Raw genomic sequence first — 26,336 nt, 5'->3', positions numbered from 1 at the left:
TGGAGGGTTGGCGGGCTACTCAATTAAGAATAGCCCGCCAACCCCCAGATGGGCCTAACACGAAGCGGTTTCGATTTGTGATAATGCCACGCTTCATAGGCAAATCTGATATATCCAAATGGATAGGCTTTCCTGTCAATCGGTCTGCCATCTTGATACCGAAAGGTGATGGCGAATTTTGGTAGTTGGTTTCCTCGGTGAAGAAACACAGCGCAGGTTCGATAAACGTATAAAAACTTTCCTCTGCCGGAAAGTCACCTGCATTTCCTGCCATGCCTGCCCAATACAGTGTCGCAACATCCACTGTATTATGCCTCGGCTTGCATTCCATCAAAGCGAGCGCACTGCCCGTGTCGTTTTTTAGCTGTTTGAGTTCGTTCGGGTCGTCCGACCACGCCATCACGTTGAAATGCGCACGGATGGAGGAAAGCCCGAAGCTGTGCGCTTCGTTCAGATACCTTTCAATCCATTCTTTGTTAATCTGATTGGCTCGGCTGTACCTTGCCAATGAGTGCATGTTACGGGCTGACTTTTCAAACTTGCGCAGGTTCTCATCGCTGTTATCCAAAAACAGGTACTGGTTATAGATATGGTTACAGCTAAGGAGCAAGCCGACCGGAGAGGCAAAGGACAACAGGCAATCGCTCCTGTCTGTGGACAGCTTTTCATACCGTGTATTGGACGATACCGTGTTGGGCAAATCGTCCGTGTCGGACAGGGTGTGCAGGCACAGCCTTTTGTTTCCGATACGCACATCCTCACTGCCCAAAGCTATATCTTGCATAGGCGTTCCGGTTTCCCTTGACAGGGTAAGGTACTGTTCGAGTAATCCCTGTCTGTCGCCTGTTCCGATGATGTCATCCTCGGTCAAGCGTTCCAGTTTCACAAAACCGCTGTCATTGATAATGCGCTCAAACTGTGCGACCGCTTCCATAAACCTGCGGACGGTTTCTTTATCCCTAATTTCTTTCGGGATAAGGACACCTTTGCAAAGCGAACTAAAGTTGCTCTGCATCCGCATCCTTTCCTTTGTCGTCTTGGTTAGGAACAGGTAACAGTAATGGTTTAAAAAAGGACGTTCGTTGAAATGCTGTTGATAGGATTTGGCAAGGAAACTCAACCCGTCCTGTGCCATATCCGGCTCATAACTTTCCTTGATGTACCAGTCCTGTTTGTGGACAATGGTGTAATCCGGCAATGTCTTGATAGCCTTATGCCAAGCCGAATGGATGGCATCGTACTCTGCCGATGCCACCGTGAATAGTTCCGGCAGGTGTACCCGATAGCAAGCCGTGATGTCCGCATCCTTTGATATGATGCAGTTGTGTTCCACCGCCAGTAATGGAAACTTGCTCTCCAACGTTGTGGCTTTTCCTGTATTTCTCATAAATGACTGGATTTAGAAGTGAATTTTAAATAGCGGTGTACGGCTCTGCGACAGATGATGTATTTCGGATGCCTTTTCTTTGCCCCGACTTTCATCAATCCGTATTCGCCGTATTTACCGTTCAATGCGAATGTTTGCCAAACGATAATCGATGCTCCGCCTGCCCCGATAAACAGGCACACGTAGGAGTTTACGCCTGCCATGTACATGACCATGACGAGAATAAGCACGCCGAGCAGACCACCTGCGAAAATGAACAGGTATTGCGCTTTTAGTCCTTTGAACTCGACCGTCCTGCCGATACCTTTATTGATATTGTAATTGCTCATAATACGCCATCTTAAAGGAAGAATGAGCGGAGAATGGTCGCCGCTACGATTAAGAAGATACAAGCCCCAAACCACGACGCCGCCGTCTTGCTTGTATCGGGGTCTCCGCTACTAAATTTGTTGTACACCTTTACGCCACCGATTAACCCGACCACAGCCCCAATCGCATAAATCAACTGCGTTGCAGGGTCGAAGTAACTCGTTACCATCTGCGTAGCTTCTTGGATGCCTGCCGAGCCGTTGCCCTGTGCGAACACACCAAATGCAGACAGGAACGCAACGCCTGTCAGCAACACCTTTTTGCTTTGTTTTTCCATGATTTAACTGAATTAAATTGTTACTACTTGCCCACCTCGTGTGGGCTTTCGCAACAAAAGTCTTATGGAAATCGAAGCGTTATGGGAAACTGGAAATGAGCGGAATGAATTGGCAGTAGATGGCGATTACAGGTGATGTAAAGACAGCATTAACTGAAAATATACTGACAGAATGACAGCAATAATGTATTGGATATCTTTTTGATATACAATTGTATAGTACTAATACCTTTTAAGTTGGAGATTTTTTCAAGAGGTATAGTAGAGATATTATAAGTTTAAAAACCTAAAACTAATTGCATGGCAAACAACTACAAAATTTTCATCAGTCATTCATGGGCGCATTCCAGTGATTTGGAAGACCTACGAAAACTTCTGAATTCAAGGGGGTACTTCAATGTTGAATTTACAGAAGCATCGAAAGATGTACCAATAAACTCTACTAATGCTCCATATATCAAAGCCAGATTGAGAGCCAAAATTCAGTCATCAAATATTGTATTGGCTTTGGCTGGTATATATGCCTCACATAGCGATTGGATGCCTTGGGAATTAGATACTGCAAAATCGCTTGGTATTTCAATCATAGGCGTTATACCAAGAGGACAAGAGAGAATATCGCAAGTGGTTTATTCAAGGTCGGTGATTGATGTCAGGTGGAATACTGAAAGCATAGTTGAAGCCATTAGAACACACGCTAAATAATTTACTTATGGCTCATAAATGCTTTATTTCTTTTAAAACAGAGGACATTGCTTACAAAAGATATATTCATGATTATCTTGATGTAGATATGATTGATAAATCACTTCATGAACCTATAGAATCTGATAATGAAGATTATATAATGAGAAAGATTCGTGAAGACTATCTTTCCGACTCAACGGTAACGATATTTTTGATAGGTGAGAAATCTGCCGAGAATTTATTTTACGAAAATCAAAATTTCCTCAAAAGGGAATTGCAAGCATCTTTATACAATGGGATTGGTAATACAAAGAATGGAATTTTAGGCGTTGTCTTGCCAAGCATGTACGATAGCGTGTACGGCGGTAGAACCTTTTGTACAAAATGTGGAAATAACCATAACATTGTGAATATTAATCTCGATACAGTAATTTCTGAATTTTCTTATAACTATTACATTCCAAATTATAAATGTGCGTGGACTGAAGACGATAGATATTGTGTTCTTGTTAAATGGGATGATTTCTGTTCGAATCCAGAATTTTATATTGGTAAAGCATTTGACAAGAGAAGTCATCCAATTTCAAATTATACAAAAGTAAGACCATGATAAATAACTCAGATTTCCCCAATTATTTCATTGCAGGTGACAATGCTTCTTTATTAGCGCAAAAAAATTATGTCCGGTATGTCCGGTGGGATTTGATATTAATGTGTATAAGCTCTGTACTCGCAATTTACAATTATAATAGCGAGGATACTAAACGGGTTATTTACATTGTTTCTGGTCTAATTTTATCTGTTGCATTCGTTCTTTCTTTGGTAATCAAATCAAAAAAATATGAAGACGTTTGGTATAGAGGGCGAGCATTGGCAGAGTCTGCAAAAACTTTGACATGGAGATTTATGATGAAGTCAGAGTATTTCGAGAACAGCTTAAGTAAGGAAGACGTTGAGAAAAGATTTATTGACAGAATTAAGGAAATACGTGAAGAATTTAAAGACATTCATGCATTTTTGAAAGCTTCTGATATTAGAAAGGAAACTATCACGCCTAAAATGAATGAAGTACGTGACTTAGACCTTCAAGGACGAAAGGATTTTTATTTAAGAAACCGCATTGATAATCAAATCGACTGGTACACATCTAAAGCAGACAAGAATAAAACTAAATACGAAAGATGGTTTTGGGGTGTTATCATCATGCAATTTTTAGCCATAGTTTCTATAGTATATCTCATTTTGCATCCAAATTCAGATTTCAATTTAGTAGGTGTTTTTACGACCCTTTCTGCAAGCTTTTTCAGTTGGTTACAGCTAAAAAAATATCAGGAGAATAAGGAGGCTTATAATACAGCGATGTCAGAATTAAATCTGATAAAAAATGAAGCGAAATTTATCACTGAAGAAGATGTCTTTTCAAAGTTTGTATTGGATTCAGAAAATGCAATGTCACGGGAACATACAATGTGGTTAGCACAAAAGCGATTATAATAATGGTAAAAAAAGGATTTAATAAAGCGAATACATACGAAAATCTTACTTGGGCACTCGAATCTGTCAAGGATAATCAGCTTTTCAAAAGACCTTGCGTATTTTTAAGTCATAAAAGAGAAGACAAAAACGCTTGTAAAGAAATCGCAAAATATTTCAAAAATGCTGGGATTGACTATTATTTGGATGAAGAAGATGATAAATTGCAACATGCTTCGTCAATTGGAGACCCAATAAAAATTACAGAGAGTATCAAAGATGGTATAAAAAAGAGTACCCATATGATGGTGGTCGTTTCTGACCAAACATATAAATCTTTGTGGGTTCCGTTTGAAGTTGGATATGGTCATGCTTCAATTTTAGACCAAGAAAAATTGAAAAATCTAAATGATAGAATTAAACTGTCTGTTCTGACGTTGAAAGACATAGCAGAAAAGACTCTTCCAGACTACTTACAGGTTGGTTATTTAATACGAGGCACTAAAAGTTTAAATGAGTATATTTCAAAAATCACCGATAGAATTGAGAAATCATTAATTGATGAAAGTCGAATCTTTTCAAATAGCCAACAACAGCATCCTTTGGACAGCGTTTTAAACTGGAAATTATAAAAAAAATATGACATCGGGGAGTTTGCTTACACAAACTCCCCGATGTCGAAATCCTCTAAATCACTTTTCCGCAAATCGGGAGAACTGAAATCCGTTCCGGCGGAGAGGCTCTTATCCAACAACTCTGCAATCTTCCGTGAAGCCCCATCCATTGAGTTTTCGAGCAGACTTAACAATTCCGTTCCCTGTAATCGCTGAACTATATCCACCGCTTTCTGTTGCTGGGCAGGTTCAAGTGTATCTTGCTCCAACCATGCCCCCACGGTTGTCAATTCATCAAAGGTAACCCCTGTGGCAAACTCATTGTCGCTGTCCTCAAACCCGTATTCATCCCATTCGTCTTCCTCATTTTCAAAATCGGACATACTCCCGAAAACTTCATCCGGCTCTCCCTCAATCTGCGGATTTTCCAATCCGAAACCTATCCCGTAGGTTTCTGTTCCAAAATTATCAGCTATCCCGTCACGTTCGCCCGATTGTCTCTTTGTGGCATTCGGTGGCAAGGTGTGGCGTTCCACAGGCTTGGGAAGCCCCATAATATCCGGCAGGTCTGAACTTTTCTTTTCCGGCTTTATTTCCCTGCGGACGTTCTTATGGATGACCACCTTATCTTTCAGCAAAAGGATGATGACGATGATAAGGCATATTACAATCAATGTTTCCATAGCTATAAGATTGGCTTTTGCTTGTCGGCATAGATAATCTTTATTTCGTCTCCGAACTCCTCAAAGTGGTGTTTCAGTACGTTGTGCAGGTAATCGGTAAGCGTAATTTCTCCCTCTCCGAGCAGAAAGACGATACGGGATAATTTCTTATGGAAATCGGGGCTTATATAGACCGATTTTCCGCACCTTGCCACGACCCCTGTCGGTCTTAAAAATGCCGATTTGTAATGCGCTTTGCGCAATACCTTTTCCGGTTGTTTTTGCTGTGTCTTGTTCATAATCGAATACTTTAAAAAATGGGTTTAAACTTATTGTTGAAATCATCGGTGATGGCTTTCTCGAACTGTTCAAAATGATGTTCGAGAATATTGTCCAAATAGGCGTACAGAGGTATTTTATCCTCGCCGATAACCTGCACGATACGGGAAAGCCGTTCGTGATATTCCTGCCGGATGTAGATGCTCTTATCGCCTCGGCGTGTCATGGTATGGCTGTTGAGAAACCGCTCGCCATAGCCCGCATCGAAAGCCCTTTTTTGTCGGGTACGTTCTTTGGCTACGGGCTTTTCCGTTGGCGTTTCCTTTGTCGGCTCTTGCGGTGCTACCGCCTGTTGGGGCTTCTTTGTTTCGCCCGCCATGATGGACATGAGATATGCCTCGTCAATCGGAGCATTCGGCTTTTTCTTGTTTTCATTCTCCATAGCGGTTACAGTTTGACGGTTCTTAGAAATTCACTGATGAACAAGTCCAAGCCGGAGGCTTTCATCAATCTTTTGTCGGGGGGCAATAGTGTGGAGCGGAAGACGGTCTTTGCCATTGCCTCGCCTTCCTTGCGGAAGCGTTTGCTATCCGCAATACGTGTTTCCATTGCTTGCAGTGCCACTTCCTTAATGACGTTGCCGTAGATTTCGTACAGTTGGGATTTTTCCCTGCCATCGACCATGTTCCAAAACAGCCGTATGGTTTCGATGGAGGTCTGCCCATGTTTCATAAGGACATTGGTCAGCACATCGGTAAAGCTCAATGTGCTTTCCATGACCACACGGTCTGCCGTGATGGGCGAAAAGATGTGGTGCATTCCTGCCAGTGTGTTGAGCAAGCCCGTAGTGTTCACCGTTCCGGTCAAATCAAAGAAAACCACATCCACGGGAACAGTCGAAGCCTGTATGAATGCTTCCGCATCCGTTATGGCATTGTCCGCTTTACTTTGCAGTACCGGATAAGCTTTCTTATTGATGGTGGAGAATTGGCGATGCGCCAGTTTTTTCAGCACCTCGTTTTGCATGACCGCTTTCAAATCCCGTTCCCTCATTTGGCAGATGCTGTGCTGTGGATAGTCACAGTCAAAGACGGCTACATTATAACCCATTTGGTAATGGAGTATGCTTGCCGTAACCGTTGTAAACGTACTTTTTCCAACGCCCCCTTTTTGGCTTGAAAAAGCAATGAATTTTGTCCTGTTTGTTGCTTCCATTTCTATTCTATTTTTAAGTTTCTATTTTCCGTGTACTGCCTGCCGTCCTGCATGGAACAGGGCTGTCATCCCTGCACACCGTACGGCAGTCTTGATACAATTCTGCCTGTCAGGCTTGCTTTCATTCGTTCAATCAGCCGTGCCGTCATTCCGGCTATCGCACAGGCAAGACCGATAGCTTTCCTGTCGTCCTGCCTGTTGGAATGGCTACCGGATAGTTTTCATGCCGTCCGGCATTCGTGTCTGCCGAGCGGAACGCCGTCAAGTGTTCCGGCATTCCTGCGCTCCGTCTTTCACAACTGCCATCGGGAGCGGATGCCTGCAAACAGGCTTGCGTGACTGATAGCGCAAAGAAGCAGGTTATTCCGATGCACTCTTTTAATGCGGTAGTTTGGGGCATTTGTTGGCAATGTTTGGTCGGGAGCGATAGGGCAATGCTTCCGAAAAGCTACCCTTACTTTGTAAGGACTTAAATGCAAAAGGTGGATGGATAAATCATTGGAGTATGGAAGTTGTGGGCGGAACGGCGAAAAAGCCGTTTTTTTCCGCTTTATCCAATCCGACCCGTAGGGCGGATTTTCTGTTAACCCGAACAGAGCAAGTTATGTTTTGAGGCACTCGAAACCCGTTTCGTGCCTCAAAACCACTTGCCCTTGCAGGGAGCTTTGAAACACCCTCCGAAGTCGGGGTTTTGTTGGATATTAAAATGGATTTTATAATGAATGGAAAAGAGAAAAAGGAACAGAACAAAGGTGGGCGCAAGCCTAAAGCAGACCCAAGCATCCACCGTTATGTATTTCGTCTTACGGACGAAGAAAATGCCAAATTCCTTACATTGTTTGAGCAATCGGGAATGAAAGTAATGGCACATTTTATTACAGCCTGCATCTTTCAGAAGCCAGTCAAGACCGTAAAAATTGACATGGATGCAGTCGATTTTCATACGAGGTTGACCAATTTTTACAGCCAGTTCAGAGCGGTTGGCGTGAATTACAACCAAATCGTGAAGATACTTTACCGCAATTTCTCGGAGAAAAAGGCATCGGCTTACCTCTTTAAACTGGAAAAGCAGACAGCAGAAATGGCGGACTTATGCCGGAAAGTGATTGAGCTAACACAGGAATTTGAAAAAGAACACCTACAAAAGCACAAGTAATATGATAGCAAAGATTGGCAAGGGTGAGAATTTGTACGGTGCAATTTCCTATAACCAAAAGAAGATTGATAGTGAAAACGGGCAGGTTCTGTTATTGAACAGAATACCCGAAACGTTGGATAATACCTATTCGACCAGTTACCTGCACCAGTGTTTTGAGCCGTATCTATCCGCAAATATCAAAACTGAAAAGCCAGTGCGCCACATATCGCTGAACCCTGATCCTGCGGATAGGGTCAGCGATGGGCAGTTCGTAAAAATGGCGCAGGAATATATGGAGCGCATGGGGTATGGCAACCAACCTTATATCGTTTTTAAGCATACCGATATTGAACGCACCCATATCCACATCGTAACGGTCTGTGTGGGTTTGGACGGAAAGAAGCTACCGGACAGTTACGACCATCCACGTTCGATGGCAATCTGTCGGGATTTGGAACAAACGTACAATCTTATACCTGCAACGGAAAAACAGCGCACCGGAAATGAGCAGGTATTCCGTCCGGTGGATTACAGAGCCGGAGACGTTAAGAGCCAAATCGCATCGGTGGTGCGACACCTGCCGAAGTATTACGGTTACGCAAGCCTTGGAGCGTACAACGCCTTGCTTTCGCTTTTCAATATTACCGCCGAGGAAGTCAAAGGGGAATTGCACGGACAGCCTAAAAACGGGCTTGTCTATTTTGCACTGAACGAACAGGGAGAAAAAGCGAGCAATCCTTTTAAAGCATCCCTTTTCGGCAAACAGGCAGGACTGGACGAACTGCAAAACCAATTCGCACAGGCTAAGGAGAAAATGAAAGCCGACCCCACAAGAGCCGTACTGAAAAGCACCATTGAAGTAGCGATGCACACCGCCACTAATGAAGTCGATTTTAAAAAGCAACTGTTGGAGCAGGGCATCAATGCCGTGGTACGGCGCAACGATGAGGGGCGTATATATGGTATGACCTTTATCGACCACGAAAGCCGTACCGTTTGGAACGGTTCAGCTTTGGGCAAAAACCTATCGGCTAATGTCTTTAATGACTGGTGGAACGGGCAGGCGGTCGGGCAATGCCAAGAAGCTGAAAAAGCAACCGCACAAAACCAGTCGCCAACCGCAGGCAACAGCACCGCCGTAGAGAGAGAAGAAGCCCATTCATTTTTTAACTTCCTTAATAAAGAACAGCCGACCGATGATTTATGGATAGACGGATTTGGTGGGCTACTGCCGGAGACACAGGGCGAAGACTACGAGGAACAGGCGTTTGCCAACCGCATGAAGAAAAAGAAGAAACACCGAAAACGGGGAAGACAACAATAACTTTTTTGACCATCAAAGACCAGGATTAACATCTTGGTCTTTGTGGTTTTAAAATACTGTCAAACTAAGCCACCAAAAGCCATCCAACCCCCCTTTGTATAAGTGCTTTTAAATAGCCTCTAAATTCCCTGCATCACTAAATTTTTTTGTTATGCAAGGAGAAGACGATTTGAGAGGATTAGCCAAAACCATGGCTTTTATGCGTGCCGTAAGTATTCTTTTGGTACTGATGCACTTTTATTGGTTCTGTTACGGGTTCTTTGCCGAACGTGGGTGGACACTGGAAATTATCGGTAAGATACTGACCAATTTCAACCGTACCGCAGGACTTTTTTCGCACACGCTTTACACCAAGATTTTTGCATTGCTGTTGTTGGCGTTAAGCTGTCTCGGCACTAAGGGTGTAAAGAATGAAAAGATAACATGGGCTAAGATTTACACCGCCTTAGTTATCGGCTTTGTGCTGTTCTTTCTGAACACGCCATTGCTAAAGCTGTCGGCAGGGGTTGCCACATCGCTTTACATTCTTACAACAAGTTTGGGGTATATAGCCTTGCTCATGGCAGGGGTATGGATGAGCAGACTACTCCGCAATAATCTGATGGACGATGTTTTCAATAATGAAAACGAGAGTTTCCAACAGGAAACCCGACTGATAGAAAATGAATACTCGGTCAATCTTCCCACAAGGTTTTACTACAAAGGCAAGTGGAACAATGGATGGGTTAATATCGTAAACCCTTTTCGGGCTTCGATTGTACTTGGTACTCCCGGCTCCGGAAAATCCTACGCCATCGTAAACAACTACATCAAGCAACACATCGAAAAGGGCTTTGCGATGTATATCTACGATTTCAAGTTTGACGACCTTTCCACGATTGCCTACAACCATTTGCTGAAACACTCCGATAAGTATAAGGTAAAGCCCAAGTTTTATGTTATCAATTTTGATGACCCACGCCGTAGCCACCGATGCAATCCGCTAAGTCCTGCCTTTATGACGGATATATCCGATGCTTACGAAGCCTCTTACACCATCATGCTGAACCTCAACAGGTCGTGGATTTTGAAGCAAGGGGATTTTTTCGTGGAAAGCCCAATTATATTGCTTGCTTCAATCATTTGGTTTCTGAAAATCTATGAAGACGGAAAGTATTGCACGTTTCCCCATGCTATTGAATTGCTGAATAAAAAATACGCAGACCTATTTACGATACTGACCTCATATCCCGAACTTGAAAACTATCTTTCAGCTTTCATGGATGCGTGGCAGGGCGGAGCGCAAGACCAGTTGCAGGGGCAGATAGCATCGGCAAAAATTCCATTGTCACGGATGATTTCGCCACAGCTTTATTGGGTAATGACGGGTGATGATTTTTCACTGGACATCAACAACCCCCGAGAGCCGAAAATCTTGTGCGTGGGCAATAATCCCGACCGTCAAAATATCTATTCGTCCGCTTTGGGATTGTACAATTCGAGGATTGTAAAACTCATCAATAAAAAAGAACGATTAAAAAGTTCCGTTATCATAGACGAGTTGCCAACGATATATTTTCGAGGTTTGGACAACCTTATCGCAACGGCACGTAGCAATAAGGTGGCCGTGTGCTTAGGATTTCAAGACTATTCACAATTGATAAGGGATTACGGCGATAAGGAAAGCAAGGTCATCCAAAATACCGTGGGTAATATTTTTTCCGGTCAGGTAGTGGGCGAAACAGCTAAGAATCTAAGTGAACGCTTTGGAAAAGTGTTGCAGAAAAGGCAAAGCATGACTATCAACCGTAATGACAAATCTACTTCTATATCCACCCAATTGGACAGCCTTATTCCGGCTTCCAAAATATCTACGTTGACACAGGGAATGTTCGTGGGGTCTGTTTCAGATAATTTTGATGAGCGTATCGAGCAGAAAATATTTCATGCTGAAATCGTGGTGGATAACGAAAAGGTTTCTGCCGAAACCAAAGCCTATAAGAAGATACCGCAGATATTATCCTTTGCCGATGAAAACGGCAACGACAATATGAAACAGGTCATTGAAGCCAATTACAGGCAGGTCAAAGCGGACGTTGTTCATATTGTGGAAAGCGAAATGGAGCGGATTAAGAACGACCCGGATTTACAGCATTTGATACAGTAGGGGTAAATTACAGTTTGATAAATCGGACATTATATAATTATGTCCGGTTTATTATTTGTCTTTAACCTATAAAATATCTAACAAATCATTTTTAGAAAGACTATTAAAAAAGGAATTGTCCGTTGTGATTAAATCTTGTGCCAGTTTACTTTTTTTCTTTTGCATATTCATAATCTTTTCTTCGACTGTATTCTTGCATATTAAGCGTACTGCAACTACATTTTTGGTTTGGCCAATTCTATAACTTCTATCAATAGCTTGGTTTTCTGATGCTGGATTCCACCATGGGTCAACGAGATAGACATAATCTGCCTCGGTTAAGTTGAGACCCACGCCTCCTGCTTTCAGGCTGATAAGGAAGACACGTACATTTTCATTAGTTTGGAAGTTTTGAACCTTAGCCCCTCTGTCCTTTGTCTGACCTGTCAAATATTCAAAAGGAATATTTCGTGCAATAAGTTCAGCTTTAATTAGGTCAAGCATCCCGACAAATTGAGAGAATACCAGTATTTTATGTTCCTTGGATTTATTTTCAATCTGTTCTGTCAATACTTCAATTTTTACCGCATTATCTCCCGAATGTCCCTCCTTTAGTAATACAGGCGAATTACATATCTGTCTCAATTTAGTAAGACCCGTCAGAACGTGCATACTGTTCTTATGGATCTCTTCATCGTTCGTTGCTGATATAAATTCACGTAATTCACGCTCATAGGTATCATATACCTTGCGTTGTTCAATATTCATATCGCAGTAAATAACCATTTCTGTTTTTTCGGGAAGTTCTTTGGCTACTTGCTTTTTTGTTCTTCGGAGTATAAAAGGTTTAATTTTCCGTTGCAGTTCCAAAGCCCTCTTGCTGTATTCAAATTTGTCAATCGGCACGGCATAAATATCTTTAAAATGTTGCTTGCTTCCCAATAACCCAGGGCAGGCAAATGAAAGTTGTCCGTATAAATCAAAGGTGTTATTTTCTATCGGAGTACCCGTCAGTACAATTTTATTTCGGGACTGTAATAATCTTGCCGATTTGTAGCGCTCCGAATTGGGATTTTTGATAGCTTGCGATTCGTCTAAAAAAACATAATTAAATCTCATGGTTTTCAGAAAGCGAATGTCAGAAAGCAACATTCCATAACTTGTCAATATGACCTCATATTCGTGCATATTTTCTATACTTTTTTCCCTTTCAGCTCCATAATGGAGCAAGACTCTTATAGATGGAGCAAACTTTGCTATTTCTTCCTGCCAGTTAAACAATAGAGAGGTTGGAACAACAACAAGATTAGATGTATGACCGTATTTTTGTCTTTGCGAAAGGATAAATGCAATGATTTGAAGCGTTTTTCCAAGTCCCATGTCATCCGCAAGACACCCGCCAAAATTGAAACCGTCAAGAAAGTTAAGCCAATTAAGTCCCTCTCTTTGATAATCTCTTAATACTGCTTTTAAATCGGGAGATACGGCAATGTCTGGCATTTTACTAACTTTAATAAATTTCTCATTATAGCTATCAATCTCATGCCGTACCTCTGCACTCAAGACTTCTTTTTCAAACAAATCTGATATTTCGGAAAAATTGATTTTAGGAATGGCGAGTATATCTTCATCAATTTCACCAACCTGAAAATATCGTGAGATTTTTTCTATCCACTCATCGGGTAAAATACCCTGTGTTCCATCATCCAATCTGACAAACTTACTTTTATTGCGGATAGCACGATGTACCTGCTTCAATGTTGCCTTTTTTCGTCCGAACCGAACTTTTAATTTAGCATTGAACCAGTCAATACCACTGTTTACTTCGATACTTATTTTTGCTCTGTGCGGATTGAGTTTGTTATCTTTTATTTCATTAAACCCAAGAATGGTTATACCATCACTACGCCATATTTCAAAGGCATTTAGAAACCATTTGTCATCTAAGAACTTGTCTTTGTGCAAATAGAAATATTCGTGTCCTTCAATCTGTTCTTTAAATTCGTCGTGTTGTTCCAATACCATTGAGGTAAGCCGTATTTCAGCTTCGTTATCACGTTCAATTTTAAATTGGTTTCCATTTTGGTCTGTATCAAAAACCTGCTTTCGGGAATAAACGGGAATTTCAATGTCTCCATACTTCATTATCGGCGTAATAGATATAAAATTTCCTTCCTGATGCAGATAAATAATGCGTTCTGTCTTGTATTCTTTCTCCGCCAATTGTGCAGGAGTTGCTGGACGTATATAACTGTAATTTATATGAACAAGCTGTTCTAATGGTGCAAGTATGGATTGTAGAAATTCATTATATTTTGTGCCATGTATCAATAGAACTTCATTTTTTTCCTTAAAGAATTTAATGATCCGTAACATGTCGGGATTGTCTATCAAGTGGAATGCTTGATGATGATAAACAAAATATTCATTTCTGATAACAACATTCTTAAACGAAAGCCTAATATCATTAAAAACCAGTTCTCCAGTTATTTCAAAGAAAGGTTCCTTTTTAAAAACGGTAAGCTGTACCTCCGCTTTCAAAATTTCTAAACCAACAGGAAGCAACGATTTAGCAGAAATTGTTTCTGAAACATTTCTATCATGGTAATACACCTCCAACTCTAACGGATTTTTTACAATCAGCTTTAATGCTTCGAGGTCTGTGTCTATGCTATCTTCGTTGTATTTATTCTGAAAGCTAACAATAGCTGTATAGAATTTGATTTCTAATGGATTCTCAGCTTTCCAGATAAGTTGCATTGGTTCAATATTGTTGACTGGATTTTTTATTTTACCTGATTGCGTAATATCTGCCTCCATCAACAGAAAGCTTAGCTGATTGTAGTAACGATGTCTACCAATGACCAATATTTGCCTTTTATCCGTGTCTTTTACGGCAAGTTTTTTAACAACCGATTTCCGCTGGGGAACGAGACTGTTTTTTAGTACCTGCTCATCAAATTGAAGTAGCTCTTTTACTTTTGGTTCAATATGTAACCTACTATCCGAATAACTCAAATGAAAGTAAGCATCTAAATTCGGTTCGCTTTCCAATCCATACCCCTTAGCAGATTGTAATAGAACTTTATGCCTAAAGGGATTATCAAAGAAAATACGAAAATTTCTTTGTTCAATCACACAATGTATAACTTCTGCCTGATGCTCACATAATTTTGGTGTATTATTGCCACAAGAACACGATGATATAAGTGAGTTTCCCAATTGGCTCACGGCGACTTTTGGAAACCCAACTACAGAAGCTGTTTTGGTAAACACTCCAGCATTGAGTTCGAGAGAGATTGGAAAGATACTTCCAAAATCTTTCTTGTCCATAAAATTTGCGTTTTGGGTATGCTTTAACAGATCGTACACCGAAAGTATACTGATATTTGTATCGGATAATATATACTCTTTTGGTAACGCCATAAGTAATTTACAAATATTGATATAGAATAATTGAACAAAGTTCCTAAAAAAAATAGAGAGAGAAGTAAAGAAATAGGGGGATTAATAGGACAAATCACGGAATGCTTCTTTACCATAGCCCTTACAGGGCTATGGTAAAGAAGCTACACTGACCAGATATTCGGTGATAAGAAATTGTGATTCCTCTGCGAATTGCTGAAATTCTTCTATAAAAGCTTTTATTTTGCCATCCTTTTCTACTGTTTGGTACATAGATTCGAGGCTGACAATATCTATAATTTCGATATAATCATAAGGAGATTCTAAGGTTTCATTTCCCAAGACACCAATAGTGCGTAACACTTTAAAACTTTTGTGAGAAGATAGCGTAATGTTATATTTCGCCACTTTTTCTTCAAACGCTTCAAACGCTGAACGATCTATATCTTTTTTAAGTTTGACAAAAACCAAAATAACTTTTTCCATAATTAATTAGACTTTAAAAAATGCTCCACCATCAATAATAATTTCAGTACCAGTTTGAGATTCCGAACCAGAAGACGCAAGGTATAATACTGCATTTGCAATTTCTTCCGGCTTTATAAGCCTTCCCATCGGTATCTGTGCAATCAAATTATTTTTCATTTCTTGAAATTTTTCACCTTCCAATCCTAATTTCTGTAATAATGTGGTGTCTGTTGTCCCAGGACTAACTACGTTTACACGAATACCACGATTTACCCATTCATTGCTAAGTGATATAGCGAGACTTCTAAGTGCAGCTTTTGATGCAGAATAAATACTGGAGCCCCAATGAGCTTTGTGCATTCCTGCAGATGCTGTTAAAACGACTGAAGCATTCTCCGAAAATAGTTTTGAAAGGTTTTGTAATGTAAAAAATGCACCCTTAAAATTGATATTCATTACTTCATTAAAAAAACTTTCTGAAATTGTCTCCAATGGTGCGAATCTGGCAACTCCGGCATTGAGAAAAGCAATGTCAAGTTTAGAGAAAGTATCTTTTACAAATATTCCCAATTGCTCAATATCCTTCATTTTTGCTGTGTCGTAAATGAAGAAATGTTTGTTTTTATCATCATAGTCAGCGAGTTCCTTTCGGGCTTTCGCAGTTTCCTGCCCCGCAATGATAACATTTGCTCCGTTTTGTAAAAAAAGCTTTGCTGTTGCTAACCCTATACCGCTTGTTCCTCCGGTAATTAGGGCTGTTTTGTTTTCTAAATGCATAATCATTAAGTTTTAATTTCATTCCAAAACTATAATAGATTGATATTTTCATCACTATGGGTTCCTTGTATGAAACCGGTTTCCGATAGGATACCTTTTCTATTTTTAATATTTTTGCAGTGACATTTCGATTTATATATTAAATTAATGCAATGGAAAAAGATACTACGATAGCTGAGGAAGTTTTATGCAAATCAAGGATATTAGCTATAAAAGATACTTCTGACATTTTATGTGGCAAATGGAAGATATTTATTCTTGGAACATTGTTGGTGACAGGGAAAATGAGATTTATGGAACTTTTACATACTATTGATGGTATTGGAAAAAAAATGTTATCAAAAGAATTACATGACTTAGAGCTAAATGGACTAATACATAGGACTGAAATAAAAACAAAACCTATTACAGTAGAATATCAGCTTTCCAAGCAGGGTAAGACTTTAAGTAAACTGATTGAAGAAATGATAACATGGGGAAGCCAATATAGAAAGGACTTATTAAACCTACACGAAAAGAAAATGAATACTGAAATATGAAGCAGGCAATTCATACCATCGAGAGAAACACAAATGCTTATGCAGGCATTGAAATTTCCAAATTGGACACATCAAAGGAAGAAGCATTTTCTGTTCATAGAGAAGATTATTTTTCGCTTATATATTTGCTAAAGGGTTCGGGAACAGTTGTTATTGAATCAGAAAAAATTGCTATAACTTCTCCCTCAATAATAATCGTAAGCCCCTTGCAGACACATTATGTGGAGGAAATAAGTTATTGTAAAGGTTATAACATTGATATTGAAAATTTTCTTATACCAAATGTTATCATATGTAAGTTGCAATCATTAAATCCTACCCAGCAAGTTATTACATTAGATTATAAACAAATAGATAAGCTCTTTCGTATAGCTGATTTGCTTTTTGAGCAATTTGAAAACAAGGGAAAAGCTTACACTAACGAGATTATTGTCCACTTGAGTACAGCTTTGCTATTCCAGTCCATTGCTAATCTACCTGTACAAAATATTGGAAAGAATGATAATGTTAAAACACAGGGGAAAATCATATCCGATTCTTTTAAAGTACTTTTAAGCAAAACACTTAAAGTCCAGTCTCCTGCGTTCTATGCCAAGAAACTTCATATATCTGTATCACATCTCAATGACATGGTTAAAAGCTATACAGGGAAGACGTCTTCATTTTGGATTCATTATTTTATTATAATTGAAGCAAAACGTTTATTATATCACACAAATTTGACTATCAAGGAAATATCTTTTGAGCTTGGATTCAACGAAGCATCTTATTTTACTCGCTTATTTAAAAACACCACTGGAGTTTCACCCATGAATTTTCGCAATCAATTCTGCGATATGTCCTAATCTTCCCTTCCTTTGTATTCTGTTTATCTAAGCCTTTAAATTGAAATTTGCAGTATCAATTTAAAATATTAGAAGAAATGGAACAATTACAGATGCAAGCAACAGAAATAATAAAAAATGTTGCACGGGAATTACAAGAGAAGTATGTCCCTAAAGAGCAAGGTGTTTCAAAGGAACGGATGTTCGAATTGTTTGAAATAGCCAATTCATTCGCCGAGCATGCAATTAGGACTGCCTTAAATAAAATTGTTCCCGATATTGCATGGGCTGATGCGGAATTTAACATTGTGGCCCAACAAAAAGGAATGGATAAGGATTATTGGGTATGTGATGCATTGGACGGTGCTGTACATTTCCTACAGGGATGCTTCCCATGGGTAATTTCTTTAGTATTAATGAGAAATAATCAGCCTGAATTTTCCATACTCTACTATCCCGAAAAAGACGAGCTGTTTACCGCTAAAAGAGGGGGTGGAGCGTTCCTCAATGGAATTAAGATTGAAGTAAATAGCCGTAAGACTTTGGATTCAGCGTTTGTAAGCACTTTTCATAGATATGGAGATGACGGAGAAAAAGAACTATTGGAAAAAACACTTTTAAGTATGAAAAGAGTAATACCCAAAACTTTTGCATTAAGAATTTTAGGGCCTGCCTCATTGCAAATGGCATATATAGCATGTGGAAGATTGGAAGCGTTTTGGGAATTTGGAAATGATATATATGATTGGTTGGCAGGAAGCCTGCTCGTAGAGGAAGCGGGTGGCGTAGTGACAGATACCGTAGGTAATGCTTTTGGTATTAAATCTAATTTAGGTATTCTATCAACGAACAACACAATTATTCGTGATGAACTTATTCGTATTTTTTAACATCCGGAGTAATGCAGATTAAAACAGTTGAAATATTTAAAACTAACGTTCGGAATGAAAACGACACTAATAAAGCGATAGCTTTTCTTTTATCCTTATATCAAAACTATAAAATCAACTTTGATCTTGAAGATGAAGAAAAAATTTTGAGAGTCGAAGCCAATCAACCTGAAATAGAAACGAATAAAATTATCCATTGTATGGTTGGCTTGGGCTACAGTTGTGAGAGAATAGAATAATTCATAAACATACTTATATGGATAAAATTATGCATATGGATTTCTTAACCCAATATGCGCTTTAGTTCCAAAATTATGGTAATCATGAAAGAGAATGTCGGGAAGTACTTTTTTATTAGAAAGGTATTTTTCCGATTCTTCTCTTTTTAAAAGACACTTGAAAATTGACGTTATCTGCAAGAAACCGGATAATACAATTTTATTATCAGTAATACGGAACTCCCAATTAACAATAAAGTATGAATAATTTTTACAATGAAATACTATTAAAATTGGAGACAGCAATCAAAGACTTAGAGATTGAAACCGATTGCTCCATACAACGGATAGAAGCAGTTATACATCATATTCTTGAATGCCTGTCCGAACTGAAAGGGTATGTGCTGAAAAGAGGGTTTAAGAATACTGATGAAGAAATCCGTTTTTTCAAGTATCAGAAACCTGCCATTGTAGCGAAACTCATTTACTACAATGCCATTTACAAAATCGAGACAAAGAAACCCTATGGTGCAAAACCCATAAGGAAATACCTCAACAAAGAACTGAAAAAACTAAAAAGGTTCTTTGATAACAACCTCGATTTTTATAAGTACTACCGTAGCAATAACTCGTTTCTTGACGAGAAAATGTTTTTACGGGGCAACCATGATATAAAGCTATGGTTGGACACTTATTATTTCCAGTCTGACCAGTCCTTTTCCACTTCACATGATTACAAGGTCGCCAAGATAATAGCCAATGATTTGATACAGGTTTACATCGAAGACCAGTTATTTCACAAATTCCAAAAGGACAAATCGAAAACCCCTAAAAAGCTGAAGTGGACAGGTAGCAAAGTGGCATTGATTGAACTGATTTATGCCTTGCATTATCAAAATGTATTTGACAACGGGAACAATGACATAAGGGAAGTCGCCCAATATTTTGAAAGTGCCTTTGGCATTGACTTGGGCAATTTTTATCAGACCTATTTGGAGTTGAGAAACCGAAAGATGAACCGCACAAAATTCCTTGATGCGCTTAGGGAGGAACTTATCAAGAAAATGGACGAACAGGACGAAAAATAGTATTTATAATATTCATATATATATTGTAAGTTTAGGAATAAAGACGAGTAAATATGAGTGATAATAAATATGCAGTTCTTTTTGACACAAATTCTTACCGAACGTTTGTTAGAGGCAAATCGACAGAAGAAACCATTATAGCTATTGAGGAATTAAAAGAAGCTGAAAACCAGAAAAATATCAAGTCCTTTGGAGTTGTTATTGCAGGAATGGAAATGTTGGGTAATCTTGTTGAAGATGAAGCCGGAATAAATTATAAAGATTGTCTAAATGGAATTATTGCATTAATTAACCATTGTTATGATGAAGCGGAACAAGCACCAAGGCTTATTCCACAACCTTTTATGCACTTATGTCGTTCTTTTTTTGATGTCATTCCATCAGATATGGAAGAAAAAGTTAAAAACTTGGGGGGTACATTTAATGATTTTAAGGTAGACTTAGACCGAGCATTACTACACCATAAATCGGTTAATACATTTGAGAATACAAAAAATTTCATCAATACGGAAGAAGAGGGTTTTGCTAACCAAATAACCAACTTTATTGACGGAATTAAAGGGGAGATATTGATAAAACATCCAAATATTGCGAAGAAAGAACTAAGACTAAAAATCCTTGATTTTATTGAGAATGGTTCATTTGAATATATACATTCTATGGCAATAATTTGTGCGATTGCTATAAAACTTAATATATCTTTAACAGAACATGAGATTAATAAAAGAGCGCAGTCTATGTACCAAAGTTTTCCACTTTCAGTAGGTTTTTATAAATGGGTGTGTTCAAAAATTGTCACCGAAAGCATTGATATGAACTCTAAAGCATCAAAGGAAAAAAGATGGAATTGGCTATGGGATTATCAAATATCTTTTGCTATATCAAATTCCACCATTGATAATAGGGAGGCAATTCTTGTTACGGCAGATAAGGATATTACTGAAATACTAAGAAGCTATGGTTATCAAAATAGGGTTCTTACAATAACAGAATACCTTGATTACTTAAAATAGATTTATCACTTTAATAAGTTTATATGGGCGTGCCACCGTCTGCATTTTGACACCATGCCCAGGCTATCGAAAAAATGCAGACGGTTCGGGCTATCCGCTGTATCTTTTGCGGATCTTGCAGGACCGCAAAAGGATGTCGCTTCTATCCCTCACGCTGTATGCCGTCCAAAAAAAAAACATTTATTTCCTTTTTGGTTTCCTGTTGTCAAACTCAAAGGAGGTTTCGGCTTTATCGTTCATGACGATATAGGCATTGAATTTATTGCCCGAATTGCTTTTCATGCCTTTGATAAGGCTGGTCTTTCCTTTGGTCACAAGGCTTTCTATGTCGGCAACGCTCAACGGCACTCCGCACACCGTACGGAATTGAAGCCAGTTGCAAGCCTCATCGGGGCATTTTACAACCTTGTTCCAAACCAATAGCTGACGGCTCTTGCATTTAGGGCAGTTCAGTTCGGGTTGCTTTTCATCGGCAATGCCCGTGTCCAAAAGTTCCCGTGTAATGGAAGTGGCGTAGGCTTCCATTTCACGGTGAAAAGTACCTGCATCCGCCTCGTTGTTTTCGATTTTCTGCAATGCCATTTCCCATTCGGCTGTCATGGTCACATCGGCAATCTTTTTGTCCTTTACAGCCCCGTAGACCTGCAATCCCTTATGGGTAGGGATAAGGGATTTCTTTTCACGCCGGATGTAATCCCTTTTAAAGAGCGTTTCTATAATGGAGGCTCTTGTGGCAGGTGTACCGATGCCGATGTCCTTTAGGGCTTTACGTTCGTCCTCGTTATGGGTTTCCTTTCCGGCATTTTCCATTGCGGACAGCAGACCTGCCTCGGTGTAAAGCACAGGCGGTTTGGTTTTCTTTTCCTGTACGGATGCCTGTTTGATTTTCAGCTCATCGTTGACCTTTAATTCCGGCAGTTCCTGCACAGGCTCGCTGTCCTCGTCTGTAAATTTTTCCTTGATGCCACGCCAGCCGGCTTCGAGGATTTTACACCCTTTCAATGTAAAATCATAGTGAAAAGCCTGCAACCCGATGTCGGTTATTTCTTTGGTACAGGCAGGCGAAAGGGCTTCCAACAGGCGGTGCGCAATCATATCATAGATAACATTTTCGTGCGCAGTTAATTCGGACGGGATTTTCTCGGTAATCAGCAGACCGTGGTGGTCTGTGACCTTTACGTCATTCACGATGCGCTTATTGAAACGACCCCATTTCACTTTTCCGACCGCTTTTTTGCAGGAAGCCCGTGCTTCCAAATTCCTTACCAGTGCAGGGATTTCCGACCATATATCTTCGGGGATGTATTTGCTCCCTGTACGGGGGTAGGTAATGAATTTCTTTTCATACAGGCTTTGGGCAATGTTCAATGTTTCCTCGGCAGTATAGGAAGCCCTTTTGTTTGCTTCTTTCTGCAATCCCGTAAGGTCGAACAGCAAAGGCGGTTGCTCCGAAACCGATTTGGTTTCCACCGCCGTAACGGTCGCTGTTCCGTTACGCTGAATGGCTTTCAGCGTATCGTCAGCAAGTTTCCTGTCATCCCATTTGGTCTTTGAAAGGCTCTTAAAGTCTGTAAATTCTTTACGGTGTTCCAACTGGATTTGAAAGTATTTTTTGACGGCAAAATCCCTGTTTTCCAAATACCGCTTGCAGATAAGGGCAAGCGTTGGCGTTTGTACTCTACCAAGCGAGTAAACGCCACGCCCTGCCGAAATGCTCAACGCCTGCGAGGCATTGATACCGACAAGCCAGTCGGCTTTGCTCCGCCCTTGTCCGGCACGGTACAGCCCGTCAAATTCGTTTCCGGCTTTTAGGTTGTCAAAACCCTGTTTAATTGCCTTTTCCGTGAGTGAGCTTATCCATAGACGTTCAAAGGGTTTCCGGCACTTTAGGTATTCATAGATGTACCTAAAGATGAGTTCCCCCTCACGTCCGGCATCGGTGGCCACGATAATGCTATCGCATCTACCGATGACCTGTTCGATAATCTTCAACTGTTTTAACGCTCCACTATCGGGAACATAGCTTTTGTCCTTTTTTATCTTGCGTACCGTAAGTATAAAAGGGTCGGGCAATATGGGCAGGGCTTCACGTTGGAAGCCCGACACCCCGTAATCTTCGGGCATCGCCAGTCCGACCAAATGACCTAATGCCCACGTAACTTCATAGCCGTTCCCTGCGAGGTAGCCATCCCGTTTTTCGGTCGCTCCCAACAGGGTAGCTATTTCCCTCGCCACACTTGGCTTTTCTGCAATGATTGCTTTCATGATGCTATCTATATTTATGGATTATTTATTGGACATTTCTCTTTGAGAAACCCCTCGTATTCTGTGAAAGGGGATTTCCAAAGAAAAATGTTTTTTGATGGTGTTATCTTCTTACCCCTCTGGATTTAGCCGGACGGTTGGGGTCATTCTGCCGTTGCTGTTGTGCGTTATTTTTCGGCTTTTGTTGCTCCGGTTTCAGAGGCTCGTTGATGTGCTTGGTTGCTTCGTTGGTTTTCCCCTTGGAGTTCACGGCAACCTGTGTTTTGTGCGTTTCGGCAGGCTGTGCCTTATTTTTCAGCGCATTGGGATTTTTAAAGCTGAAATCATACCCCCCTGTTTCTTTGTTCAGCGTAACGTAGCCTTTATAGGCGTTTCCCTGCCCATCTTTGAAATCCGAAATATAAAGGGTCTTGCCCTCGGTGAGTTGTTTGTACTGTTCATCGGAGAACGTTTTGCCACGATAGTATTTCGGGTCGTTTTCCTGTGCCTGTTTGGGGGCTTTATCACCAAAGAGAAACTCCGTATATTTTTTGTCGGCGTTGAACTGCACATGGGCATTTTTGTTCGTACTGTTCTTAAAATCCAACCCCTCTAAATAAATGGCTTTCCCATCTTTCAAATCCAGTTTTTGGTCTTCGGTCAACTTTACGCCCTTAATCTCATCGGGTACTTTTATCCTGTCCTGCCGGAATGCGATAACCTCGTTCGTTAGGTGGTCGATACTGATAATGGACGGTATCTTTTCGCCTGTTTTGCGGTTGGTCAGTTCCACCACACGCCCCATGTTTCCGGTTTTGAGCAGGTTTTCCCTGTCCTCTTTGGTAAATTCGTGACCAAAGAAAGGGGCTTTGAGGTTGGGTTCATGGCGTACACCGTACATCATAAGTACAGGCTTTCCGTCTTCACCGTCTTGGAAACCGAGCCTTGCATCCGAGCGCATGATAACCGCACCGAAATTGACACTTGTGGGATATACCTTATTGGTCTTATAGCCCTTTAACAGCAAATCCAACTGTCCGTCTTTTTCGAGCCTCTCTTTGTTTATTCCGAATTGTGCTAAATAATTCCAGTCCACATCTTCCGCCTTATAGCGGTATTCGCTTTTTTCTTGTGCTTGTGTTTCCTGTGTCGCTTTTGGTGCTTCCACATCCTTTTTGGTTTCCTGTTGTTGCTCTTTTGGCTCTTTGACCTCATGCTTTGCCATAACAGCCTCGCCCTCTTTGGTTGGGGCATCGACCTGTTTCTGCATTTCTTTGGCGGTTTCGACCGCTTCCTTTGCAGGTACTTTAAAGAATGAAAAGTGGGTCGGGTCTTTTAGCTGTCGCCAAAAGTTGGAGAAGAAATTTGTAAACAAATCTCCTGCTCTGTCAACACGCATAAATTGGCTTTGGTTTTTCTTGTTGGCATCAACGGTTTTCAGATTGCCGTTTTCGTCAACACCCGTGACGGCTTGGATTTTCTTTTTTTCCTTGTCCATCACCAACAGCACATCCGAAAGCTGTTCGGGATATTGCTGTGGATTTTCATTTGTCTGTTCGCTCATGATATTGATTTTTTAAAGTTTACAATTTCCGAAAGTAGGCGAAGCAGGTACGGCTATGCCGTACCCGTCTTTTCGTGGTAGGGTTTGTCATCGGTTTTCTTTTGTACGCCGTATGGGGGCTTTGAAACTTTCCCTAATGAATTGGTGTACGTCCGATAGTTTGTAATACAGCTTTCCGCTGATGGTATAATATGGTAGCTTGCCCGTGGAGCGGTATCGTTGCAGGGAGCGGTGGCTGATTTTCAGCATAAGGAGCAGGTCTTGGTTGTCCAGTAATTCCTCACCGTCTATACTGTGGCGTTCTTTCTTGATGTTTAGGACGTACTCTTTCAAAATATCGAAACGCTCCATTATACGTTCCATCCATGCGATAAATTCCATTCTGTCGATGTTCATAACAAATACTTTTAATGATTTCTAACACCACAAAATTGGAGCGATTGGCGCAGGCTGTCTTCCGATACGTGTCTATCAAAAAGGCACTTTTTTATTTTTTTTACAATTCATGTAAAGTGCCGTTTTTAGGGTCTTTCCGAACTTTTGGTCATTCGGTCGGCATCCAAATCAATGGATTTGCCGATAGACACATATAGGCAAACGGGCAAAAAAAGACAGCAACGATTGATGCTGTCCTTTTTGAAGGAAATAGAAGACGAAAATTATAGGTTGTCTTCCCTGTCCATATATTCCTCTAAGCTGTATTTGAGTTGGTCTAAAAACAACGTCCGTGAGCCTGCACGGGTCTTCATCCGGTGGAAGCTGTTATGTATGTCGTTCAGCGAGATACGAAAAAGGATTTGGAATACCATGCTAATTTTTCGGATGCCTATTTTCCCGTGCGAAATGGCATCGCAGGCATAGAGCGCATAAATCAATTCGATAAGGGCATTTTTGGTCTGTGTCCAAAAGAAGTCTTTTGTTTCCTCGTGTTGTAGCAGTACATCGGGATTTTGTTCGGGGTTTAGCTTTGTCGTCAGATAGTTATAGATTAATTCGTTGGCGATGATTTTCGCCACCTTATAATCAAAGTAGGTCGAAAATTTAGGGTCGATTTCAAATACATAACTGTTCAGCCCGTCATAATAATTAATGTTTCCCAACGTGAAGTAATGCCCGTCACGGTCGGTTCTACCGGAGCGATGATACCTGTAAAATTCAGAATTGCAGATATGCTCTTGGTATTCCTGTTTTAAGTCACGCAGTTGCAAAGCAAAATAGTTTTGGTACAGGTTTCCGCTATCGACAGGGCAAGCCGTCTCAATCCGGTACACCTTATTGTAATAGATAAGTTTTCCGAGGATGTTCGGCTTTATCCGTTTAAAGAAATGGATTTCCTCATCCTTACTGGAAAAGCCCTCTTTTATCACATCGTCTTTGACGCTACATAATAATTCTTGGAGGTAAACCGTCATTTTGTATGCCTCGTCAATGAAACTGGATGTTTCGGCTGACAGCTTTCTTTCTTGCTTCTGTATTTCAGCCACGATGTTGTTCAAAGGATGTCTCATAGCTAAGGTTTTTAAAACTGAACACTATCACTATCTATGCACAAATATTGTCCTTAGCAATGGGTTTCTTACATGATACAGGTCGAAGTCGGGAAAGATTTTTTTGCAGTAAGCATAAAAATTTTCGGAGGAAACGCATTGTCATCTTTTCAATTTGTTTACCTTTGTCGAAATTTGAAGCTGTTTAGGTTTAGGTTGATTAACCTTTTCCAAGAATATATCAGATTGGTACGGACTATCTTTTAATT

27 protein-coding genes are annotated in these 26,336 nt (G+C 40.4%); 13 read left to right on the top strand and 14 right to left on the bottom strand.

The window, feature by feature from the left end; genetic code table 11:
- Positions 1 to 19: 19 nt before the first annotated feature.
- The 3 genes from COR50_RS22810 to COR50_RS17530 are packed head-to-tail and all read right to left on the bottom strand — an operon-like array spanning position 20 to position 2,033.
- Positions 20 to 1,387: a TraG family conjugative transposon ATPase gene (locus tag COR50_RS22810; RefSeq protein WP_449384847.1), complete on the bottom strand. Its 1,368-nt coding sequence runs from the start codon at positions 1,385 to 1,387 to the stop codon at positions 20 to 22.
- The gene (locus COR50_RS17535; RefSeq protein ID WP_098195192.1) at positions 1,384 to 1,716 is read right to left on the bottom strand and encodes a DUF4133 domain-containing protein; all 333 of its coding nucleotides are present in this window, start codon (positions 1,714 to 1,716) and stop codon (positions 1,384 to 1,386) included. Before COR50_RS17535 ends, COR50_RS22810 begins: the two co-directional genes overlap by 4 nt.
- Positions 1,717 to 1,727: 11 nt before the next feature.
- A complete protein-coding gene (locus COR50_RS17530) occupies positions 1,728 to 2,033 on the bottom strand; it encodes a DUF4134 domain-containing protein (protein ID WP_021192140.1) in 306 nt (101 codons plus the stop codon).
- A gap of 300 nt (positions 2,034 to 2,333) precedes the next feature.
- Between COR50_RS17530 and COR50_RS17525 the strand changes: the two genes are divergently transcribed.
- The 4 genes from COR50_RS17525 to COR50_RS17510 are packed head-to-tail and all read left to right on the top strand — an operon-like array spanning position 2,334 to position 4,825.
- The gene (locus COR50_RS17525; RefSeq protein ID WP_098195191.1) at positions 2,334 to 2,738 is read left to right on the top strand and encodes a TIR domain-containing protein; all 405 of its coding nucleotides are present in this window, start codon (positions 2,334 to 2,336) and stop codon (positions 2,736 to 2,738) included.
- A 7-nt stretch (positions 2,739 to 2,745) separates the two neighbouring features.
- Positions 2,746 to 3,330: a TIR domain-containing protein gene (locus tag COR50_RS17520; RefSeq protein WP_098195190.1), complete on the top strand. Its 585-nt coding sequence runs from the start codon at positions 2,746 to 2,748 to the stop codon at positions 3,328 to 3,330.
- Positions 3,327 to 4,214: a DUF4231 domain-containing protein gene (locus tag COR50_RS17515; protein ID WP_098195189.1), complete on the top strand. Its 888-nt coding sequence runs from the start codon at positions 3,327 to 3,329 to the stop codon at positions 4,212 to 4,214. Before COR50_RS17520 ends, COR50_RS17515 begins: the two co-directional genes overlap by 4 nt.
- Positions 4,215 to 4,216: 2 nt before the next feature.
- On the top strand, positions 4,217 to 4,825 hold the full coding sequence (locus tag COR50_RS17510) for a toll/interleukin-1 receptor domain-containing protein (RefSeq protein ID WP_098195188.1): 609 nt from the start codon (positions 4,217 to 4,219) through the stop codon (positions 4,823 to 4,825).
- Between the two features lie 26 nt (positions 4,826 to 4,851).
- Here the strand turns inward: COR50_RS17510 and COR50_RS17505 are convergent, their stop codons facing one another.
- Genes COR50_RS17505 through COR50_RS17490 form a run of 4 tightly spaced genes read right to left on the bottom strand, consistent with a single transcriptional unit; the run spans position 4,852 to position 6,963 of the window.
- Positions 4,852 to 5,490, bottom strand: a complete 639-nt coding sequence (locus COR50_RS17505; protein ID WP_098195187.1) for a conjugal transfer protein TraD — start codon at positions 5,488 to 5,490, stop codon at positions 4,852 to 4,854.
- 2 nt (positions 5,491 to 5,492) lie between these two features.
- Positions 5,493 to 5,768: a DUF3408 domain-containing protein gene (locus COR50_RS17500; RefSeq protein WP_098195186.1), complete on the bottom strand. Its 276-nt coding sequence runs from the start codon at positions 5,766 to 5,768 to the stop codon at positions 5,493 to 5,495.
- A gap of 11 nt (positions 5,769 to 5,779) precedes the next feature.
- Positions 5,780 to 6,190 carry a DUF3408 domain-containing protein gene (locus tag COR50_RS17495; RefSeq protein WP_098195185.1) on the bottom strand — a complete coding sequence of 137 codons (411 nt, stop codon included), beginning with the start codon at positions 6,188 to 6,190 and terminating at the stop codon, positions 5,780 to 5,782.
- Positions 6,191 to 6,195: 5 nt separating this feature from the next.
- Positions 6,196 to 6,963, bottom strand: a complete 768-nt coding sequence (locus COR50_RS17490; RefSeq protein ID WP_098195184.1) for a ParA family protein — start codon at positions 6,961 to 6,963, stop codon at positions 6,196 to 6,198.
- Positions 6,964 to 7,681: 718 nt separating this feature from the next.
- Between COR50_RS17490 and mobA the strand changes: the two genes are divergently transcribed.
- The 3 genes from mobA (at position 7,682) to mobC (ending at position 11,571) form a co-directional block, all read left to right on the top strand.
- A complete protein-coding gene (gene mobA, locus COR50_RS17485; protein WP_098195183.1) occupies positions 7,682 to 8,119 on the top strand; it encodes a conjugal transfer protein MobA in 438 nt (145 codons plus the stop codon).
- A gap of 1 nt (position 8,120) precedes the next feature.
- Complete coding sequence (mobB, locus tag COR50_RS17480) at positions 8,121 to 9,425, top strand: conjugal transfer protein MobB (protein WP_098195182.1); 1,305 nt, start codon at positions 8,121 to 8,123, stop codon at positions 9,423 to 9,425.
- 151 nt (positions 9,426 to 9,576) lie between these two features.
- Positions 9,577 to 11,571, top strand: coding sequence for a conjugal transfer protein MobC (mobC, locus tag COR50_RS17475; protein WP_098195181.1), 1,995 nt, complete (start codon positions 9,577 to 9,579; stop codon positions 11,569 to 11,571).
- A 66-nt stretch (positions 11,572 to 11,637) separates the two neighbouring features.
- Here the strand turns inward: mobC and COR50_RS17470 are convergent, their stop codons facing one another.
- The 3 genes from COR50_RS17470 to COR50_RS17460 all read right to left on the bottom strand — a co-directional run bounded on the left by COR50_RS17470 (position 11,638) and on the right by COR50_RS17460 (position 16,200).
- Positions 11,638 to 14,883, bottom strand: coding sequence for a DEAD/DEAH box helicase (locus COR50_RS17470; protein WP_198405688.1), 3,246 nt, complete (start codon positions 14,881 to 14,883; stop codon positions 11,638 to 11,640).
- Positions 14,884 to 15,105: 222 nt separating this feature from the next.
- Positions 15,106 to 15,441: a hypothetical protein gene (locus tag COR50_RS17465; protein ID WP_098195179.1), complete on the bottom strand. Its 336-nt coding sequence runs from the start codon at positions 15,439 to 15,441 to the stop codon at positions 15,106 to 15,108.
- Positions 15,442 to 15,447: 6 nt separating this feature from the next.
- A complete protein-coding gene (locus COR50_RS17460) occupies positions 15,448 to 16,200 on the bottom strand; it encodes an SDR family oxidoreductase (RefSeq protein WP_157760960.1) in 753 nt (250 codons plus the stop codon).
- A gap of 152 nt (positions 16,201 to 16,352) precedes the next feature.
- Here COR50_RS17460 and COR50_RS17455 point away from each other — a divergent pair, with 152 nt between their 5' ends.
- The 6 genes from COR50_RS17455 (at position 16,353) to COR50_RS17430 (ending at position 20,772) form a co-directional block, all read left to right on the top strand.
- Entirely contained in the window at positions 16,353 to 16,739 is a 387-nt protein-coding gene (locus COR50_RS17455) for a winged helix-turn-helix transcriptional regulator (RefSeq protein ID WP_098195177.1), read from the top strand.
- Positions 16,736 to 17,584 (top strand): AraC family transcriptional regulator, encoded by an 849-nt coding sequence (locus tag COR50_RS17450; RefSeq protein WP_098195176.1) that lies wholly within the window; start codon positions 16,736 to 16,738, stop codon positions 17,582 to 17,584. Before COR50_RS17455 ends, COR50_RS17450 begins: the two co-directional genes overlap by 4 nt.
- Before the next feature lie 77 nt (positions 17,585 to 17,661).
- Positions 17,662 to 18,453: an inositol monophosphatase family protein gene (locus COR50_RS17445; protein ID WP_098195175.1), complete on the top strand. Its 792-nt coding sequence runs from the start codon at positions 17,662 to 17,664 to the stop codon at positions 18,451 to 18,453.
- An 11-nt stretch (positions 18,454 to 18,464) separates the two neighbouring features.
- Positions 18,465 to 18,692 (top strand): hypothetical protein, encoded by a 228-nt coding sequence (locus COR50_RS17440; RefSeq protein ID WP_198405687.1) that lies wholly within the window; start codon positions 18,465 to 18,467, stop codon positions 18,690 to 18,692.
- A 272-nt stretch (positions 18,693 to 18,964) separates the two neighbouring features.
- Positions 18,965 to 19,759, top strand: coding sequence for an RteC domain-containing protein (locus COR50_RS17435; protein WP_232516205.1), 795 nt, complete (start codon positions 18,965 to 18,967; stop codon positions 19,757 to 19,759).
- 53 nt (positions 19,760 to 19,812) lie between these two features.
- Entirely contained in the window at positions 19,813 to 20,772 is a 960-nt protein-coding gene (locus tag COR50_RS17430; protein WP_098195173.1) for a hypothetical protein, read from the top strand.
- A gap of 180 nt (positions 20,773 to 20,952) precedes the next feature.
- Here COR50_RS17430 and COR50_RS17425 read toward each other — a convergent pair whose 3' ends face one another.
- The 4 genes from COR50_RS17425 to COR50_RS17410 all read right to left on the bottom strand — a co-directional run bounded on the left by COR50_RS17425 (position 20,953) and on the right by COR50_RS17410 (position 26,088).
- The gene (locus COR50_RS17425; protein ID WP_098195172.1) at positions 20,953 to 23,037 is read right to left on the bottom strand and encodes a type IA DNA topoisomerase; all 2,085 of its coding nucleotides are present in this window, start codon (positions 23,035 to 23,037) and stop codon (positions 20,953 to 20,955) included.
- Between the two features lie 103 nt (positions 23,038 to 23,140).
- Complete coding sequence (locus COR50_RS17420) at positions 23,141 to 24,580, bottom strand: DUF4099 domain-containing protein (RefSeq protein WP_098195171.1); 1,440 nt, start codon at positions 24,578 to 24,580, stop codon at positions 23,141 to 23,143.
- Positions 24,581 to 24,667: 87 nt separating this feature from the next.
- Positions 24,668 to 24,976, bottom strand: coding sequence for a helix-turn-helix domain-containing protein (locus COR50_RS17415; RefSeq protein WP_013632691.1), 309 nt, complete (start codon positions 24,974 to 24,976; stop codon positions 24,668 to 24,670).
- Positions 24,977 to 25,239: 263 nt separating this feature from the next.
- On the bottom strand, positions 25,240 to 26,088 hold the full coding sequence (locus COR50_RS17410) for an RteC domain-containing protein (RefSeq protein WP_098195170.1): 849 nt from the start codon (positions 26,086 to 26,088) through the stop codon (positions 25,240 to 25,242).
- Positions 26,089 to 26,336: the final 248 nt, after the last annotated feature.

The organism is Chitinophaga caeni (genome assembly GCF_002557795.1).
GTDB lineage: Bacteria > Bacteroidota > Bacteroidia > Chitinophagales > Chitinophagaceae > Chitinophaga > Chitinophaga caeni.
This window is presented reverse-complemented; position numbering and strand designations above follow the sequence as displayed.

Coding starts and splice junctions, on each gene's coding strand:
- COR50_RS17535 (WP_098195192.1), bottom strand. CDS start 1,716: ATGAGCAATTACAATATCAATAAAGGTATCGGCAGGACGGTCGAGTTC.
- mobC (WP_098195181.1), top strand. CDS start 9,577: ATGCAAGGAGAAGACGATTTGAGAGGATTAGCCAAAACCATGGCTTTT.
- COR50_RS17420 (WP_098195171.1), bottom strand. CDS start 24,580: ATGAGCGAACAGACAAATGAAAATCCACAGCAATATCCCGAACAGCTT.
- COR50_RS17470 (WP_198405688.1), bottom strand. CDS start 14,883: ATGGACAAGAAAGATTTTGGAAGTATCTTTCCAATCTCTCTCGAACTC.
- COR50_RS17460 (WP_157760960.1), bottom strand. CDS start 16,200: ATGCATTTAGAAAACAAAACAGCCCTAATTACCGGAGGAACAAGCGGT.
- COR50_RS17450 (WP_098195176.1), top strand. CDS start 16,736: ATGAAGCAGGCAATTCATACCATCGAGAGAAACACAAATGCTTATGCA.
- COR50_RS17490 (WP_098195184.1), bottom strand. CDS start 6,963: ATGGAAGCAACAAACAGGACAAAATTCATTGCTTTTTCAAGCCAAAAA.
- COR50_RS22810 (WP_449384847.1), bottom strand. CDS start 1,387: ATGAGAAATACAGGAAAAGCCACAACGTTGGAGAGCAAGTTTCCATTA.
- mobB (WP_098195182.1), top strand. CDS start 8,121: ATGATAGCAAAGATTGGCAAGGGTGAGAATTTGTACGGTGCAATTTCC.
- COR50_RS17515 (WP_098195189.1), top strand. CDS start 3,327: ATGATAAATAACTCAGATTTCCCCAATTATTTCATTGCAGGTGACAAT.
- COR50_RS17465 (WP_098195179.1), bottom strand. CDS start 15,441: ATGGAAAAAGTTATTTTGGTTTTTGTCAAACTTAAAAAAGATATAGAT.
- COR50_RS17430 (WP_098195173.1), top strand. CDS start 19,813: ATGAGTGATAATAAATATGCAGTTCTTTTTGACACAAATTCTTACCGA.
- COR50_RS17455 (WP_098195177.1), top strand. CDS start 16,353: ATGGAAAAAGATACTACGATAGCTGAGGAAGTTTTATGCAAATCAAGG.
- COR50_RS17495 (WP_098195185.1), bottom strand. CDS start 6,190: ATGGAGAATGAAAACAAGAAAAAGCCGAATGCTCCGATTGACGAGGCA.
- COR50_RS17410 (WP_098195170.1), bottom strand. CDS start 26,088: ATGAGACATCCTTTGAACAACATCGTGGCTGAAATACAGAAGCAAGAA.
- COR50_RS17525 (WP_098195191.1), top strand. CDS start 2,334: ATGGCAAACAACTACAAAATTTTCATCAGTCATTCATGGGCGCATTCC.
- COR50_RS17530 (WP_021192140.1), bottom strand. CDS start 2,033: ATGGAAAAACAAAGCAAAAAGGTGTTGCTGACAGGCGTTGCGTTCCTG.
- COR50_RS17500 (WP_098195186.1), bottom strand. CDS start 5,768: ATGAACAAGACACAGCAAAAACAACCGGAAAAGGTATTGCGCAAAGCG.
- COR50_RS17520 (WP_098195190.1), top strand. CDS start 2,746: ATGGCTCATAAATGCTTTATTTCTTTTAAAACAGAGGACATTGCTTAC.
- mobA (WP_098195183.1), top strand. CDS start 7,682: ATGAATGGAAAAGAGAAAAAGGAACAGAACAAAGGTGGGCGCAAGCCT.
- COR50_RS17415 (WP_013632691.1), bottom strand. CDS start 24,976: ATGAACATCGACAGAATGGAATTTATCGCATGGATGGAACGTATAATG.
- COR50_RS17510 (WP_098195188.1), top strand. CDS start 4,217: ATGGTAAAAAAAGGATTTAATAAAGCGAATACATACGAAAATCTTACT.
- COR50_RS17440 (WP_198405687.1), top strand. CDS start 18,465: ATGCAGATTAAAACAGTTGAAATATTTAAAACTAACGTTCGGAATGAA.
- COR50_RS17425 (WP_098195172.1), bottom strand. CDS start 23,037: ATGAAAGCAATCATTGCAGAAAAGCCAAGTGTGGCGAGGGAAATAGCT.
- COR50_RS17445 (WP_098195175.1), top strand. CDS start 17,662: ATGGAACAATTACAGATGCAAGCAACAGAAATAATAAAAAATGTTGCA.
- COR50_RS17505 (WP_098195187.1), bottom strand. CDS start 5,490: ATGGAAACATTGATTGTAATATGCCTTATCATCGTCATCATCCTTTTG.